The 14,688-nt window shown below is 70.9% G+C and carries 14 protein-coding genes; 6 read left to right on the forward strand and 8 right to left on the reverse strand.

Annotated features, from left to right (window positions below; all coding sequences use genetic code 11):
• Window positions 1-93: 93 nt before the first annotated feature.
• Complete coding sequence (locus tag KY661_RS01050) at window positions 94-324, reverse strand: hypothetical protein (protein ID WP_075009848.1); 231 nt, start codon at window positions 322-324, stop codon at window positions 94-96.
• 150 nt (window positions 325-474) lie between these two features.
• The gene (locus KY661_RS01055; RefSeq protein WP_225408398.1) at window positions 475-1,086 is read right to left on the reverse strand and encodes a DsbA family oxidoreductase; all 612 of its coding nucleotides are present in this window, start codon (window positions 1,084-1,086) and stop codon (window positions 475-477) included.
• A gap of 228 nt (window positions 1,087-1,314) precedes the next feature.
• Here KY661_RS01055 and traC point away from each other — a divergent pair, with 228 nt between their 5' ends.
• The 3 genes from traC to KY661_RS37140 all read left to right on the forward strand — a co-directional run bounded on the left by traC (window position 1,315) and on the right by KY661_RS37140 (window position 4,313).
• Complete coding sequence (gene traC / locus KY661_RS01060) at window positions 1,315-3,135, forward strand: outer membrane exchange accessory lipoprotein TraC (RefSeq protein WP_225408399.1); 1,821 nt, start codon at window positions 1,315-1,317, stop codon at window positions 3,133-3,135.
• Window positions 3,136-3,225: 90 nt separating this feature from the next.
• Window positions 3,226-4,140 (forward strand): hypothetical protein, encoded by a 915-nt coding sequence (locus KY661_RS01065; RefSeq protein WP_225408400.1) that lies wholly within the window; start codon window positions 3,226-3,228, stop codon window positions 4,138-4,140.
• Between the two features lie 41 nt (window positions 4,141-4,181).
• Window positions 4,182-4,313 (forward strand): hypothetical protein, encoded by a 132-nt coding sequence (locus KY661_RS37140; RefSeq protein ID WP_263436604.1) that lies wholly within the window; start codon window positions 4,182-4,184, stop codon window positions 4,311-4,313.
• Here the strand turns inward: KY661_RS37140 and KY661_RS01070 are convergent, their stop codons facing one another.
• Window positions 4,314-5,597: an MDR family MFS transporter gene (locus KY661_RS01070; protein ID WP_225408401.1), complete on the reverse strand. Its 1,284-nt coding sequence runs from the start codon at window positions 5,595-5,597 to the stop codon at window positions 4,314-4,316.
• 172 nt (window positions 5,598-5,769) lie between these two features.
• Between KY661_RS01070 and KY661_RS01075 the strand changes: the two genes are divergently transcribed.
• Window positions 5,770-6,678 (forward strand): AEC family transporter, encoded by a 909-nt coding sequence (locus KY661_RS01075; RefSeq protein ID WP_225408402.1) that lies wholly within the window; start codon window positions 5,770-5,772, stop codon window positions 6,676-6,678.
• A 15-nt stretch (window positions 6,679-6,693) separates the two neighbouring features.
• On the opposite strand, the gene KY661_RS01080 is transcribed toward KY661_RS01075, so the two are convergent.
• Window positions 6,694-6,906: a hypothetical protein gene (locus tag KY661_RS01080; protein ID WP_075009851.1), complete on the reverse strand. Its 213-nt coding sequence runs from the start codon at window positions 6,904-6,906 to the stop codon at window positions 6,694-6,696.
• 202 nt (window positions 6,907-7,108) lie between these two features.
• On the opposite strand from KY661_RS01080, the gene KY661_RS01085 reads away from it, so the two are divergent.
• Window positions 7,109-7,351, forward strand: coding sequence for a hypothetical protein (locus KY661_RS01085; protein WP_143101604.1), 243 nt, complete (start codon window positions 7,109-7,111; stop codon window positions 7,349-7,351).
• Window positions 7,352-7,415: 64 nt separating this feature from the next.
• On the forward strand, window positions 7,416-7,703 hold the full coding sequence (locus tag KY661_RS01090; protein ID WP_075009853.1) for a hypothetical protein: 288 nt from the start codon (window positions 7,416-7,418) through the stop codon (window positions 7,701-7,703).
• A gap of 1 nt (window position 7,704) precedes the next feature.
• Here the strand turns inward: KY661_RS01090 and KY661_RS01095 are convergent, their stop codons facing one another.
• From KY661_RS01095 to KY661_RS01110, 4 genes are all read right to left on the reverse strand, one after another.
• Window positions 7,705-8,886, reverse strand: a complete 1,182-nt coding sequence (locus KY661_RS01095; protein WP_225408403.1) for a hypothetical protein — start codon at window positions 8,884-8,886, stop codon at window positions 7,705-7,707.
• A gap of 1 nt (window position 8,887) precedes the next feature.
• Window positions 8,888-10,672 carry a peptidase MA family metallohydrolase gene (locus tag KY661_RS01100; RefSeq protein ID WP_225408404.1) on the reverse strand — a complete coding sequence of 595 codons (1,785 nt, stop codon included), beginning with the start codon at window positions 10,670-10,672 and terminating at the stop codon, window positions 8,888-8,890.
• On the reverse strand, window positions 10,669-13,707 hold the full coding sequence (locus KY661_RS01105) for a DUF4175 family protein (protein WP_225408405.1): 3,039 nt from the start codon (window positions 13,705-13,707) through the stop codon (window positions 10,669-10,671). The genes KY661_RS01100 and KY661_RS01105 overlap by 4 nt, the downstream gene beginning before the upstream one ends.
• Before the next feature lie 239 nt (window positions 13,708-13,946).
• Window positions 13,947-14,492, reverse strand: coding sequence for a MarR family winged helix-turn-helix transcriptional regulator (locus tag KY661_RS01110; RefSeq protein ID WP_225409162.1), 546 nt, complete (start codon window positions 14,490-14,492; stop codon window positions 13,947-13,949).
• Between the last annotated feature and the right edge of the window lie 196 nt (window positions 14,493-14,688).

Genomic DNA, 14,688 nt, shown 5'->3' on the forward strand with positions numbered 1-14,688 from the left:
TCCGGAGAACGGGGCGAACGTAATGCAGCACACAGGCAACGCCCGGAACATTGTCCTCAAGGGCGGGGTGGGCGCGGCGGCCTGCCGGCAGGCTCAGGGCCGTCCAGTATCCGACGGTTGGTTGAAGGCGTAGGCATCCGCGCCGGGGGCCTTGTCGGCCTGCATGAGCGGGCAGCGGGTGCAGGTGAAACTCTCCCAATCCTTGCGCACGGCCACGTCCACACAGCCGCTGTAATGGCGGCAGTAGACGTTGCGGTGCTCCTCGATTCGATCCGAATGGAGGGACTGGTGAAAAGCGGTGGGCCGCGGTTGAGCGCAGGGCATGTGGCGTCAATCCAGGAGGTAAGGGGTCGCCCCGTTGAGTACCGACTACAGGCTGTGGGGGGACCTCATTCCCAGGCAGGAAGCCCTGCCGGCCGAGGCCACCGCGCAGCCTGCTTCATGTAATGACGGTGGGGCGGTCCTGCCGCTGGCTCACACCCGGGGCGTCGCGCCTGCCCGCAGGACGGCCGCTGCCAGCACCTCGTACGGCTGGCAGCCCACCACCCGGGCTTCCCCGATGAAGAAGGTGGGGATGCTCTTCACGCCCGTGGCGGCGGCCTCCGCGCGCACGGCATCCACGCGGGCCAGGAAGGCCGGCGAGTCCATCACCGTGCGGGACTCGTCGGGCGGCAGGCCCGCCTGGGCGGCTAGCTGGGCCACGGACTCCGGGTCCTCCAGGTCCGCGTTCCGCCGCCAGTAGGCCTCGGTGGCCACCTGGTGAAAGGGCTCCAGCAGGCCCCGGTCGCGCGCCCACTCGGTCACGGCGAGCACCCGGCGCGTGTTGTTGACCCGCTCGGGCACCTGCATGTTCTTGAGGCCGAAGCCCTCGGCGAAGCCCTCCACCTGGGCGCGCATGGCGCGGGAGCGGCCCGGGAACAGCCGCTCCATCGTCGTGCCGCCGGGGGGCGTCTCCGGGTGCAGCTCGAAGCCCCGCCATTCGACTTCCACCGCGTACTCCCGGCGCAGCCGCAAGAGGGTGCTCTGCTCGGCGATGAAGCAGAACGGGCAAATGATGTCCGAGTACATGCGGATGCGCAGGGTCATGCGGTTCTCCGATGGATGAGAGCGCAAGGTGAGGGGAACAGCATCGCGCTCCGGCCGGCGCTCCAGGCGGGGGCCGCCCTGTGGGGACAGGGACGGGTTGCCTCTGGGGCGCCGAACCTCCAGGGGAGGATTCTTCGCACTGCCAGGCAGCCGCTGTCTATGCCTACCTGCTGGGACATGCGGCCGCGGCGCGGACAATCCTTCACCCGGGAGGCACTTTCCCAGAAGATGCGGCCCGTGTCCGCGCCCGTTCGACTCCGCCCGATGGTTCCTGCTCCGCCCCGCGCTCTTGCCGCCCTGGCCCTGTGTGCCCTGCTCTTCATGAGCGGCTGCACCGCCTATAGCCGCGCCGTGAGGGAGGGCGACGAGAAGACCTCCCAGCGCAAGTGGACGGAGGCCGAGGCGGCCTACCAGCGCGCGCTCGCGGCGGACCCGGGCTCCTCCGAGGTGACGGTGAAGCTGCGCGCCATGCGCAAGGGCTGGAGCCAGGAGGTGTTCGAGGAGGCCGGGCGGGCGCATGCCAGCGGCAACCTGCCCCTGGCCCAGTCCCACCTGGTGCGCGCGCTGGAGCTGGATCCGGAGAACGAGTCGGCCCGGAAGCTGCTCACCCAGACGCTGGAGGCGCGCGTGGCGGTGGCGCAGAAGGCGCTCCAGGAGGACCGGCTGCAGGAGGCCCGCGCCGAGTTCGACGCGGTGCTCGCCGTGTCGCCGGAGCACCCCGTGGCGCGCAAGGGCGTGGACGCGGTGCAGGTGGCGTGGGCCAAGCGCTGGTTCAAGACGGCGCAGCAACTGGAGGAGGACGGCAAGCTGGGCAACGCGCTGCTGGCGTACCTGCGCGCGGACCAGGAGCGGGTGGGGGCCACGGCGGCCCGGGAGCGCGCGGAAGGCGTGCGCCAGCGGCTGCGCGACGAGGTGGCCTACCTGGTGGTGACGCCCCAGGTGGTGGACAAGGCGGAGTCGCCGGACGTGGCGCAGCGCCTGGCCGGCGGGCGCCTGGCGGCGATGCTGCCCAAGCAGGTGCCCATCCGCGTGGTGACGGAGGTGCCCGAGTCCCGGGTGGGCGTGAAGCTGGACGTGGTGCTGGAGCGCGTGCTGCCGCTCAAGGCGGTGGAGCAGTCCCAGCGCAGCCACCGGTACCTGGCCGGCAACCGCTCCGTGCCCAACCCGCGCCGCAAGCAGTTCGAGGAGAAGCTGCTGCAGACGGAGCGGACGCTGGAGGAGGTGGAGCGCAAGCAGTCCGGGGTGCTGCGCGAGTACCTGCGCCACCAGGCGGAGCTGACCACCCTGCGCATGGCGGCCGAGCGCTGCCGCGAGCGCGAGCGCCAGAAGTGCCTGGAGGTCATCCAGGACTGTGGCAAGGCGGCCAGCGAGCTGGACAAGCCGGGCCAGGTGCCCAGCGAGTGCAACCCGGCGGAGTGCGCGAGCGGCGCGTGCCGGCAGGAGGAGTCGCTGCTCGCGCAAAGCACCACCGCTGTGAAGGCGCTAGAGGTGGGGGTGCAGGTGGCGCTGGAGAAGTCGGAGACCCAGCGGCGCGAGGTGCAGCGCGGCCGGGACACCGTCTTCCGCGAGCCCATCACCGTGGAGGAGCCGATGTACTCGGACTTCACCTACGACGTGGAGCTGCACCGGCTGACGGTGAAGGCCACCGTCACCTCGGTGCTGAGAGACTTGACGGCGCCCCAGGCGGTGCAGGCCCCCGTGACGCAGGACTACGACGTGGTGCACGAGGACCTGGCCCACAAGGGCTACGACCGCTATGGCGTGCTGGCGGACCCCGTGCAGCTGCGCGACGAGCTGGAGCTGCGCGTGGAGGTAGGGGACAAGGCCATGGAGGACCTGTCCAAACGGGTGCGCGAGCGCTTCGATGTCTACCGGCAGAAGCGGGTGGAGGACGCGCGGCGCGGCATGGTGCGCCCCGGTGCGGAGGATGTGGTGGAGACCGCGGTGCGCGTGCTCCTGCTCACAGCGGATGCGCCCCCGGCGGACATCCTCCAGCCCATGGCCCAGGCGCGCGGCCTGAAGCAGCCCGAGGCCCTCTTCGGCAAGTAGGCCCCTTCCCCCGCGGCCGGCCCGCCGGGCGGGTGGAATCTTCTCACGTCCGGGCATCCAACGCGTTAAGTAGGGTGGCAGAGGCCCTACGTGACACGACCGATTCCGCCGCCCGGCCCGCGGGATGAACCGCTGGACGACACCACCATGTTCGAACGCTTCGTCCTCTTCGAGGAGGAGGTGCTGAACATCGGCCGGCGCTACTTCCAGGCCCTGGGCGTGGCCCAGGGCGTGAGCGCCCTGGTGGAGGACCTGAGCGAGGGGCGCCTGCCCTGGGAGAAGGGCCGGCGGGTGCTGAGCCACGTGCCCTACCTGCTCATCGAGTCCATCGTCCAGCGCACCGGCTTCGCGCGCTTCGGCGCCCTCACCGCGGATCCGGCGTTCGTCGCCCTGCGTGGCCAGAGCCTTGCCCACGTCCTCCAGCGGCGGGGGACCTTCCCCCCGGCGCTGTACCTGAAGGCGCTGGATGCGTTCACCTGGAATGCCCTGCGTCACTGGCAGCTCGTGGCCCATGACCTGGGCGGGCGCCACGCCTACCAGGTGACGCCTTCGCTCGCCGCGCTCATGCGCCAGCCCGAGCTCCTGTCCCGGCCCTGGCGGACGCCCCGCCTGCCGGTGCCCGCCCTGCTGCTGGTGGTGCCCCCCGAGGCCGGGCTCCTGCTGACCCAGCGGGGCTTCCGGCCGCACGCCGTCACCGAGCTGTACGTCATCGAGTCCCCTCCGCCGGAGCACCGCTGGTCCGTGTGGATCCACGCCCCCATCGACGCGAACTTCGCCGAGTCCCTGTATCTCGAACTGCCGCTGCCGCCCGGCGGCTCGCTCGAGGCGGGAATCGCGCACGCGAAGGATCTCTTTCTGGACCGTCCCCCCCGGGCGCTGGGCTGGCAGGAGTGCGTGCGGTGGCTGGCGGCCACGCTGCGCACGCTCGCCGAAGGCGAGGCGCGGCTCCAGCCGGGCCCTTCTCCGCGCAGGGGCCTGCTGAGCGCGGTGAAAGGGCTGCACTGACGGGCCCAGGCAATCGTTTGAGGCGGACGCCGTAGACCAGGGTGAATGCTTTGAAAGAGGGCGTCATGAACTTCAGCTACCTGGAACACGACATCGACCCTAACTACATCGCGATGTTCTTCGTCATCGCCGCGTACCTGTCTCTCCTGACGGTGTTTGTCGTTCCTTTCTGATCAATCCTCGTGGGCGCTCACGCCCTCGAACTTCAACCGCAGGGCTTCCAGGTGGCGGCGCCGGTCCTGGGCCACGGCCAGGTGCCACCCCGCCACGATCAGGCCCAACACCAGACAGCCGCCCCAGAGGGCGTTGCGCCCCAGGTGGTCCAGCACCCAACCGCCCACCGCGGGGGCCGCGCAGCCGGCCAGTCCCCACAGCATGTAATAGGCGCCCTGGTAGCTGCCCCGCTGCTCGGGCGGCGCCAGGTCCGCCACCACCGAGAGGGACACCGCGCCGTGGAGAATCTCGCCCAGGGTCCACACCGCCACGGCGAGCGCGGCCAGGGGCAGGTTGACGGACAGGGCGTGCAGCCCGAAGCCCACGCCGATGAGCAGCCCCGAGGCGGCCAGCACCGCCGAGCGGCGCCACCGGGTCACCCACGTGCTCACGAAGGGCTGGAGCAGCACGATGAGCGTGCCGTTGACCGACATCACCAGGCCGAACTGGGCCGTGGTGAACCCCCGGTCCTTCAGGTCCAGCGAGAGCGACACCATGCTCTGGAAGAAGATGAAGGCCCCCAGGAAGGTGGGGAGGGCAAAGCCCCGGAAGACCTTGTCCTTCAAGGGCGCCAGCATGGGACGCAGCGAGGGCAGGAACGCGCGGGCGGACGTGCCGCGCGGGGCACCGCTCTCGGGCACCCGCCACCAGACGAGGCAGCCGTACACGAAGGTGGTGGCGGCATCCGCGATGAACAGCAGGCGGAAGCCGGCCTGGGAGGCCCACCCCGCCAGCGGCAGGGCGATGGCGAACCCGATGTTCACCACCCAGAAGAGCAGGCCATAGGCCCGCACGCGGTCCTCGGGGCGCACCACGTCCGCGATGGTGGTGGAGACCACGGGCCGGTACATCTCGCCCAGGACGCCCAGCGTGAAGGCGGCGAGGTGGATCCACAGGAACGTCTCCGCGAAGCCCAGGAACAGCATCCCCACGCTGCCCAGCCACAGGCTCAGCACCAGCGCGGCCCTTCGCCCGAGCCGGTCGGCGATGGCCCCGCCCAGGGGCCCGGACAGCACCGCGCCGGCGCCTTGCAGCGAGGCGACGAGGCCCGCCTGCTCCGCGGAGAAGCCGCGCTCGCGCGTCAGGTAGATGGCCAGCAGGGGCGTCACGAAGCTGCCCAGGCGGTTCACCAGCGTCCCCGTCCACAGGAACCAGAACGTCGCGGGGAGGCCTCCCGCGGCGGCACGTACCTGGGCGGTGACGCGGGCGGCAAGGGAGGGGGAGGCCATGGCGGTGCGCAGCATGGTCCGCCGCCTCCCGGACCTTCAAGCCTCACGCACGGGCAGGGCTTTGCTGCCCGGAAGGGCGGCCGGGTGACATGGCACTGGATGTTCCGGGCCAGATGCAGCACAACGCGCCCGTGCTCCCCCTGTCCGGACTCCATCCCCTGACGCCCGGGCGCCCGGAGGCCGCGCCATGGTGACCGTTCTCTCCCTGCTGGGCGTGTGCCTGGTGCTCGGGGCGCTCGCCCGCCGCAGTGGCCGCTTTCCACCGCAGACGGCCGCGGTGCTCAACGCCTTCGTGCTCTTCATCAGCCTGCCCGCGCTGGTGCTGGGCGCGGTGCACCGGCTGGAGTTCCAGCCCTCGCTGCTGGTGGCCGCCCTCACCCCGTGGCTCCTCTTCCTGGGCGCGTGGGGGCTCTGCCATGCGGTGGGGCCGCGCCTGGGGCTGGGGCGGACCTCCATCGCCTCGCTGGTGCTCACCGCGGGCCTGGGCAACACCGCCTTCGTGGGGCTGCCCATGGCCGAAGCGCTGCTGGGCCGGGAGGGGCTCTCCGTGGCCGTGGTGGTGGATCAGCTGGGCTCGTTTCTCGTGCTCGCCACGCTGGCCACCTTCGTCGCCGCCCGCGCCGCCGCGGGCGAGACGCCGCCGGACCTCACCACGCTCCTGCGCAAGGTGGTGGTCTTCCCGCCCTTCGTGGCGCTCGTGCTCGCGCTGGTGCTGCGCCCCTGGGCGTTTCCCGACTGGGTCGAGACGCTGCTGGGGCGGCTCAGCGCCCCGCTCACCCCGCTGACGCTCTTCTCGGTGGGCTTCCAGCTTCAGCTCCGGGGCCTCCGCTCCCGCCTGGGCGCCCTGGGGCTGGGGCTGGGCTACAAGCTGGCGCTGGCGCCCGCCCTGGTGATGCTGGGGATGTGGTGGGTGCCGGGCATGGCGCCCGTCGTGCGCGAGGCCACGCTGCTTCAGAGCGCCATGGCGCCCATGGTCAGCGGCGCCATCCTCGCCTCCGAGCACGACCTGGATGTGGAGATCGCCGTGCTCATGGTGGGGCTGGGCATTCCCTTGAGCTTCGCCACCGCGCCGCTCTGGCTCTGGCTGGCGCGGTGAGAGGCCCCAAGGGCACTACGCGTTGGCCACGGCGGAGTAGGACAGCTCGAGCCCCTCGCCGCGCACCTTCATGCGCGGCCGGGACAGCCAGTGGCACGTGGGGCAGTAGCTGTGCGCGCCCGAGGGGGTGGCCCGGATGCTCACCTCACCACCACACAGCAGGCAACCTTCGGACAGGGTGAATTCCGCGAAGCGCCCTTCGCCGATGAGATCTGGGATTGAAGTCATGCCCTTGACGTAACGCAGGATTCGCACTTCACAAGCTGAACAATGTTCCTTCCCCCTGGGCTGGGGGCAGGCGGCCAGGCGAGCGCATCGGCAATTCTTACGCCCTGGGAACCGCAGTGCTCACCGGCGCACACCCCAAGCCCCTGGAAGCCCGTGCGCGGCTTGGCACGCCTCTTCCATGGAGGAGCCCTCCAAGGAGGGGATGGTGCGAATGGTCGACATCGAGCGGGTGGCGCTCCTCCATGACGGGGATGGGTGGGCGGTGGACGTGGTGCTCAAGGGGGGCGGGGAGCGGCGCTACCGTTACGGCAGCGAGGCCCAGGCGCGCTACTTCGCGGCCGTGTTCTCCATGGGGCCAGGCGTGCTGCCCCCTGCCTCGCACCATGTCTTCCGGCGGCGGCCGAAGTCCCGGCGGAGGGCGCTCCCGGCGCGGGTCGCCGGGTAATTTCCGCTACCCAGGCGCGGGGGATTTAGAGAGGCTGGAGATCCGTTCGCAGGGAGAGAAGCCCATGAGCAATCAACCCAAGCCTTTCGTCATCCCCAGCCGGCAGCCGGTCACCAAGGAGCCGGATCCGGGGGGCCGCTGGTCGCCGCAGTTTCCGGACATGATGGGCTACAAGAGCCAGGGCGGCGGCAAGGTCCCCGACGACTACCAGTGGAACACCAACCCGAAGCAGTGGCAGGAAGAGCTGACGGTGGAGTCGCTGGCCCGGCGCTACGACGCGCTGCGCGTGCTGCCCCCGAAGCCCGCGGCCCCCGCGCTGCCCGAAGGCACCAAGCCCGAGGGCTCCAAGTAGTTCAATGAAAGGGCAGTGCGGCGAGGCGCTCGCGGAACAGCTCCAGCGTCTCGCGCAGCGCCGCGTCCTCCAGGCCATCGCCGGAGGCCCGGCGGTGCTTGCGCAGGAACGCGTCGAAGGTGGCCGAGCGGCCGGAGAGCGCCCCGGCCCGGTCCATCGCCTCCAGGAGCACGCGCTCGGCGCCCGGTGAGCCCAGGGCCAGGTGCATGGAGACCTGCTCCAGGCGCGCCCCACAGGCGGCCCAGACGCCCCGGTCATGCGCGGTGAGCAGCTGGGTGGTGAGCGCCTCGGCCACCTGCTCCAGCATCTCCAGCAGGGGGTGAATCCACCCGGCCAGGGCGCCGTCCTCCAGGCGGGGCTGGCCCCCGGCCTCGCGGAGCTGGGCGCGCAGTTCCACCACGCGCTGCTTGTCCCGGGTGCGCAGGGTGAGCGAGGCGGGCATGGCCGAGAACGCCCCCAGGCTGTCCTCCAGCTGGCGCGCGAGGGCGGGCAGCCCCTCCGGGGGCGTCTTCGCCGCGCGCTCGAGCCGGCCCTGCAGCGAGCGGCGCAGATCCATGGTGGCCCCGCGCAGCGCCACCGCCGCGTTCACCTGGTGCGTATGGCCGGGCACCACCTCTTCCCGGCGCACGTCCTCGAAGGCCGCCGCCGTCAGGTAGACGAGGTCCCCGATGCGCGAGCGGAAGTCCAGGCGGAAGGTCTGCAACTCCGTCATCAGCCCCCACCGGTTGCTCACCACCTCCGGCAGGCGGACGCGCTCGCCCAGGTCCGCCACCCGGCGCGCCAGCCGCGCGGCGCTCGCCTGGAGCAGGGCTTCGACTTCCTGGGTGAGCCGCTCGTCGGCGCTGGCGGGCGGGGGCCTCCAGCCCTGGCCGGTGCCCGCCGCGCGCGCCTCCCCGGGGAACTGCTCGCGGATGACGGCGATGAGGTGGTTGACGCCCAGGAGCGTCTCGCCGATGGCGGGCGCCATCGTCTCCCAGAGCGAGAGATCCGCGCCGTCCGGCTCCACGCTGGTGGGCTCGTACTTGACGATGTTGAGGTGGCCCAGCCGGTCAATGGCCCGCGCCGCCGCCCGGTAGACGCGCTCCAGCCGGTCCGCCAGGTGGCGGTCCGTCAGGGCATCGAGCAGCGTCTCCAGGCGGGCGGGAAGCGGCTCCAGGGGGGGCGGGGTCCGGGCCGCGGGCATCTCAAGGACCGCCGTCGGTGGCGGGCGTGGGGGCTGGGGCCTCCGCGGGCTCGCCCGAGACGTCCATCTCGGAGAGCTGGCCGTGCTCTCTCAGGAAGGCCTGGACGAGGCTGTCCACCTGGTCGGGCTCCTTGTTGAGGAGCATGGCGCTCGCCGCGCGCGTGCGGGCCTCCAGCGCCGTCTCGCCCAGGGCCTGGTGGATGCGGGTGAGCGCCACGTGGACCTCGGGATCGAACGGGTTGGTGGACAGCGCCTCCTGGTAGGCCGCCTTCGCCTTCGGGTAGTCCTTGCGGAACAGCAGGATGCGGCCCAGGTGCACGTTCGTCTGGGGCGAGCCGGGGTGGACCCGCAGCGAGCCGCGCAGCACCTGCTCGGCCTCCTCCAGCCGCTTGAGGTGCAGCAGCGCCAGCGCGTACTTGTTGGACACCGATTCGTACTTGTCCCCGACGATGGCGTGCGCCTTGGCGTACTCCTCGGAGGCGGCCAGCATCCGGTTGCGCTCGCGCAGCAGCTCGCCCAGGTGCGCGAACTTGCGCGCGGGCACCTCCGTCACCTCGACGAAGTCGCCGAAGGAGATCTCCTTGCCCTTCTTGGGGTCCTCCTTGTCCTTGCCCTTGTCGTGCTCCTTGAGCACCACTTCGTCGCGCGGCAGCAGCTCCTTGGGGAAGGGCTGCTTCTTGATGTGCGCCAGCCAGGACTTCTCGAACAGGGCAAAGGGCACGCCCATGGCGGCCTCCACCGCCTTGCGGTCCTGCTGCCCCTTGCGCAGCTCCTGGATGATGGTGCGCAGCCCCGCGGTGCCCTTCGTCTGGTGCACGTAGTCGATGGCGTAATAGACCTCGGCGAACGCCGTGGCCGCGTCCTCCGCGGTGGGCAGCATGGCGATGGACGGGTGCATCTTCTCGAAGGGGATGAGCGTGTCGGCCTTCACGCGCCGGCCCAGCAGCGCCAGCGTGGAGGGCGTCATCGCCATGCCGGCCTTGCCGCGCCAGCGCGACTCCATGAACTTGGCCAGCCCCTCGTGCAGCCAGATGGGCACCGTGTTGTGGCTCATCTGGCTGACCACCAGGTGGATGTACTCGTGCGCCAGCGTGTCCTGCCAGTCGTAGCCGCGCGCCACGGCCTTGGGGCTCGTGAGCATCAGCTTGCTGAACTTGCAGATGGCGATGGTGCCCGTCGTTTGAATCTGCTCGTAGGTGAGGGTGCTGACCTTGGACAGCTCGCGGGCGTTGTTCACCAGCTCCACGCGCACCTTGCCGGGCGGCGTCCACCCCAGGTCCTCCACCATGGCCCGGTAGGTGGCCTCCAGCGTCTCCAGCGCGTAGGGCACGAGGATCTCCTCCTTGCCCTTCGGGTAGAAGAGGATGAAGTGGTCGCTCTCGGTGCGCTGGTGGTTCTTGAAGATGCGCTGCGTGTCCTTGGCCAGCCGCAGGTAGCTGCCGGGCTTGTCCTCCACCCGCGCGGCCTGGAGCAGCTCCACCGCCTCGGTGTACTGCCCCTCCTCGAAGGCGATGCGCCCCTGGAAGTACTTCAGCGGCTCGATGTCCGCGGGGACCAGGTCCTCCAACTGCGTCAGCTCGCGGCGCGCGCCCACCACGTCCCAGCCGTCCAGCGACTCCTCGATGCGCGTCAGGCGCGATTTGACCTCGCTCTTGAGGTCCTCGTCCGCGTGGGCCGGAGGCGTGGCCAGGAGCAAGGCCAGCAGGGCCAGGGTGGCCCCGAGCCCGTGTCCCCGCCCGCCGCGGTGGCGCGCCTCGCGCGCGGAAGCATCCCGGTTCCGGCTCACTTCACCAGCTCCTCGTAGTAGCGCTTCACCTGCTCCCGGTAACGCTCGGGGGCCCCTTGCTTCATCGCGTCCAGCAGGTCCTTGCGGAACTCCTTGGGGGCCTGGAAGGCGTCCTCGTCGGGCAGCTCCACCTTGTCGCGCGGATCATTGCCGTTGCCCTCCCGGCCCCGGCCGCCGGCGCCCATGGGCAGGGGCAGCCCGCCCTTGCCGCCGCCCTGCTGGCTCTCGCGCATCTGCTTCTGGAAGCGCCGCAGCCCATCGAGCGCCGCCTGCTGCTCGCCGTAGCCCCGGCCCGGGTCCTGCCCCTGCATCCGCTGGGCGGCCTCGCCCATGCGCTGGCCAATGCCCTCCATCTGCTCGCCGGCCTCCTTGCCGAACAGGGGCGCCGTCTGCTCCATCTCCTCCATCTGCTGGCGCAGCCCCTGGGCGCGCTGCTCCAGGGACTGCTGCTGCTGGCCGAGCTGCTGGAGCTGCTGCCGGTCCTGGGCGCTCATCTGCGAGCCCGGCTGGGGGAAGAGCGACTGGAGCTGCTGGTTCACGTCCTGCACGCGGTTCGCGTCGCGCTGGAGCCGCTGCGCCTTCTGGGCGGACTGCTCGCGCGCGTCGGGCGGGTTGCCGAACATCTCGTCGAGCTGGCGCTGGCGCTCGCCCAGGGCGGCGAGCTGCTGGGCCATCTCCTCGGCGCGCTGGGCGGCCTCCGAGGCCAGGTCGAAGTCGTCCTGCTTCAGCGCGTTCTTCAGGTTCTCCAGCTGGGACTGGGCCTCGGCCATGGGGGCCGCGGAGCGGCTGTCGAGCTGCTCGGCGCCCAGCTCCGAGTAGCTCTTCTGCACCTGCTCCACCTGGCGCATCAGGTCGTCCTTCATCGCCTTGCCGCGCTCGGAGATGCGCTCGCGGTTCTGCTGGCGGGCCTTGTCGCGCAGGGCCTTGGTGGCCTCGGAGACCTGCTGCTGCTCCTGCACCGTCTGCTGCAGGTCCTCCATGAACTTGCCGAACTTCTCCGTCAGCTCCGGGTACTGCTCGCCGCCGAACTCCTGCTGGGCCTCGTTGAGCGACTCCATCATCTGGTCCATCTGCATGGAGAGCTCCTGGAGCTTGGCCATGGCCTCGTCCACCTTGCCCTCGCGCATGAGCCGCTCCACGTCGTCCAGCGCGCTGGAGACGTCCTGGTCCTTCATCATCTCCTCGAGCGCCTCGGCGTTGAGGTGCTCGTCGCGGATGCTCTTGCGCAGCTCGGCCATGCGCCGCACCAGCTCCTGGATGCGCTCGCGCATCTGCTGGATCTGCTGCATCACCTGCTGCCGGGCCTCGTCGCTGGGGCTCTTCTTGTACTCCTCCAGGAGCTGCGTCAAATCTCTCCGCTGGCTGTTGAGCTCCTCGGCCAGCTCGCGCAGCGCCTCCAGCTTCTGCCGGTCGAGCAGCGACTCCAGGTAGAGGATGTTCTTCTCCGTCTCGGTGATTTCCTCGTTCACCGCCCCGGTCAGCCGCGCCCCCGTGCCCCAGTCCTCGCCGCGCATCTTCTGGGTGCGCAGGTAGATGCGGCGCAGGTCCTGCGTGGTGGTGAGCCTGCGGACCATGCCGTCCGAGACGTTGTTCAGCGCCGAGACGAGCTCCACCGGGACGTCGCGCTCGCGCGACAGCTCCTGGGCCAGGGCGCGCATGTCCGAGACGAGCTGCTGGCCGCTGGCATCCACCGCCTGGCCCGCGGCGATGCGCTCGATTTGCTTCTCCTTCGCCCGGTCCGGGCTCTCCAGCCGCTCGGCGAGGTGGTCCACCAGCCGGCCCCACATCGCTTCGATCTTCTCCAGGGCGGCGCGGCGGTGCTCGGCGGCGCTGTAGATGCGCAGCGCCAGCGTGCGGCTGACCCCGCGCTTGGGGCCCTCCACCGCGTCGTTGTCCTTCGCCTCGATGTAATAGGTGATGCGGTCGCCGGGCTTCGCGTTGAGCGTGTGGACCTTCCACGCATGGAGCCCCTGGGTGCGGCGGCCATCCTCGCGCTTGAGCGGAATGCGCTGCTCCTGCGCCGAGCCGGGCATGCGGTAGACGAGCGCCAGCTCTCCCAGCCCGTAGTCATCCGAGGCGGTGTACTTGAGGGAGACTTCCTGGTCCGGGTCCACCTCCAGCTCCGTGGCCGGGGTGAGCAGCGCGACTTGAGGGGCCGCGTCCGCCTCGACGGTGAGGGCGATGCCGGGCCCGACGGCCAGGGGCTTGGTGCGCGAGCCGTAGAAAATGAAGTGGTAGGTGCCGGTCTTCTTCGCCACGAAGGAGCCCGTCAGCTCCCGGTTGCCCGTGACGGTGAGCGGCAGGGTCTCCCCGTTGATGCTCAGCTCCGCGCGCTCCACCTCCCGGTCCGAGCGCGTCTTGAGCAGCACCTCGGTGCCGGACGGGGCGCTCACCTCGCCGTTGGTCCCGGCCACGGTGCGCGGCGCCAGCCCCGTGTAGGCCGGGTAGCGGTACGTCAGCTCGATGTCGCCGGTGATGGGCTCCAACTGGGCGGAGGCCTCGACGTCCCGGCCCGCCTCCCACGCCTTCACCGCGCCCGTGCGCCAGCGGCCTCCCGCGAGCGCCAGCACCACGCCCACCACCAGCACCAGGGCGCCCAGCCCCTGGCCGGCACGCTTCACCCGGGTTCCGTCCACGACGCTGGCGGGGCTGACCCGGCGCGTCCGGACATCCATCTGCGAGAGGAACGCGTCCGCGAGCTCCGCGGAGTGGTGCTGCGCGCCGTCCCCACGGCGCAGCTCCACGGCGGCGAGCACGTCCAGGGACAGCTCCGGCCGCCGCTGCCCCACCAGCCGGGCGGTCCGGACATCGTCGCCCACCATCTTCCGGGCGAACCCAAGGCTCCAGGCGCACGCCGCCGCCACGGCCGCGGGCAGGGTCAGCAGCAGCACCCACCGGCCGAGCAGCGGCCACACGAGCGCGAGGAAGCCGCCCGCGAGGGCCAGCACCAGCAGGGTGCCCGTTCCCAGCAGGGCCCCTTCGAGCCAGAGCTGGCGGCGCTGGTGCGCACGGACCCCGGCCAGCAGGGCCTCCACCTCACGTCCGCGCCGGCTCCTGATGGCAGGGGCGGGTGGCGGCGGCGGGAAGGGGGGCGAAGGGGGAAGGTCCGGGCCTGGGCTCTGCGGGGTTTCCAGGTTCAATGTCTCGTCCGCTCAGTGGCGAGGCAACCCGTGGGGAGGGCGCCTATTTCCCAAATCTCTATCAACGTCCCCCCGCGCGGGCCGCCCGGCACCCCTCCCGGTGTCCAATGCGGACAGTGCGGCGGGCGGGATGTTCAGCCGGCGTCCGTATCCGTCCGCGTGGACGGCTCCAAGGGCATGGCGCCGGTGGAGAGGCCGCCCAGCTCCGTGGCGAGCGCGGTCAGCATGTCCTGGGTGTGGAGGATGTGCGGGCGCGACATGCGCGACAGCACGCGCTGCACGGCCGACTCCACCGTGCCCGTGGAGGGCACATCCAGCGTGCGGCCCGCCTCGGTGAGGGCGAAGAGCGCCTTGCGCCCATCGAGCGGATCCGACTTGCGCTCCAGCAGGCCCCGCTTCTCCAGCCGCTTGAGCACGCCCGTGAGCGTGCTGGGGTGCACGTGGAGAATCTGCGCCAGCGCGCCGGCGGTGATGCCCGGGAAGCGGCCCACCAACCGCAGCACGAGCCGCTGCGGGCCGGTGACGCCCAGGTTCGATTCCATCCGCTTGGAAGTCGATTGCAGGCCGTGATCCACCGCCCACAACAGGCGCATGAACTCGAGCACCTCTCCCAACGGAGGCCCCTGGGTCTTGGCCCGTGTCTCCGATTCCGTCCCGCCGCTCTCGTCCAGCTCCTTCATGCCCTCAGTTTCCTTCAACTCCGCCTCCATGTCGCCCGTTGCAGACATGTAGCTCAGGCGCCCTGCACCGGTTCGAAGATTCACTACCTGCCGGGCCGGTACAAGCCTGGCCGCTTGTCGCCCGATGGGCCCGGAACACATCCAACGGCCAGGATCATCGTTTTGACTCAATGCGTCAAAAGCAAGAGGGCTGCCA

Source organism: Allostigmatella hybrida (assembly GCF_020103775.1).
Classification (GTDB): Bacteria; Myxococcota; Myxococcia; order Myxococcales; family Myxococcaceae; genus Hyalangium; species Hyalangium aurantiaca.

What these genes read in the sequence shown, in the direction of transcription:
- KY661_RS01050 (WP_075009848.1), bottom strand. Translation starts at nt 324, where the DNA reads ATGCCCTGCGCTCAACCGCGGCCCACCGCTTTTCACCAGTCCCTCCAT.
- KY661_RS01095 (WP_225408403.1), bottom strand. Translation starts at nt 8,886, where the DNA reads ATGCCCGCGGCCCGGACCCCGCCCCCCCTGGAGCCGCTTCCCGCCCGC.
- KY661_RS01055 (WP_225408398.1), bottom strand. Translation starts at nt 1,086, where the DNA reads ATGACCCTGCGCATCCGCATGTACTCGGACATCATTTGCCCGTTCTGC.
- KY661_RS01080 (WP_075009851.1), bottom strand. Translation starts at nt 6,906, where the DNA reads ATGACTTCAATCCCAGATCTCATCGGCGAAGGGCGCTTCGCGGAATTC.
- KY661_RS01085 (WP_143101604.1), top strand. Translation starts at nt 7,109, where the DNA reads ATGGTGCGAATGGTCGACATCGAGCGGGTGGCGCTCCTCCATGACGGG.
- KY661_RS01070 (WP_225408401.1), bottom strand. Translation starts at nt 5,597, where the DNA reads ATGCTGCGCACCGCCATGGCCTCCCCCTCCCTTGCCGCCCGCGTCACC.
- traC (WP_225408399.1), top strand. Translation starts at nt 1,315, where the DNA reads ATGCGGCCCGTGTCCGCGCCCGTTCGACTCCGCCCGATGGTTCCTGCT.
- KY661_RS01110 (WP_225409162.1), bottom strand. Translation starts at nt 14,492, where the DNA reads ATGAAGGAGCTGGACGAGAGCGGCGGGACGGAATCGGAGACACGGGCC.
- KY661_RS01090 (WP_075009853.1), top strand. Translation starts at nt 7,416, where the DNA reads ATGAGCAATCAACCCAAGCCTTTCGTCATCCCCAGCCGGCAGCCGGTC.
- KY661_RS01075 (WP_225408402.1), top strand. Translation starts at nt 5,770, where the DNA reads ATGGTGACCGTTCTCTCCCTGCTGGGCGTGTGCCTGGTGCTCGGGGCG.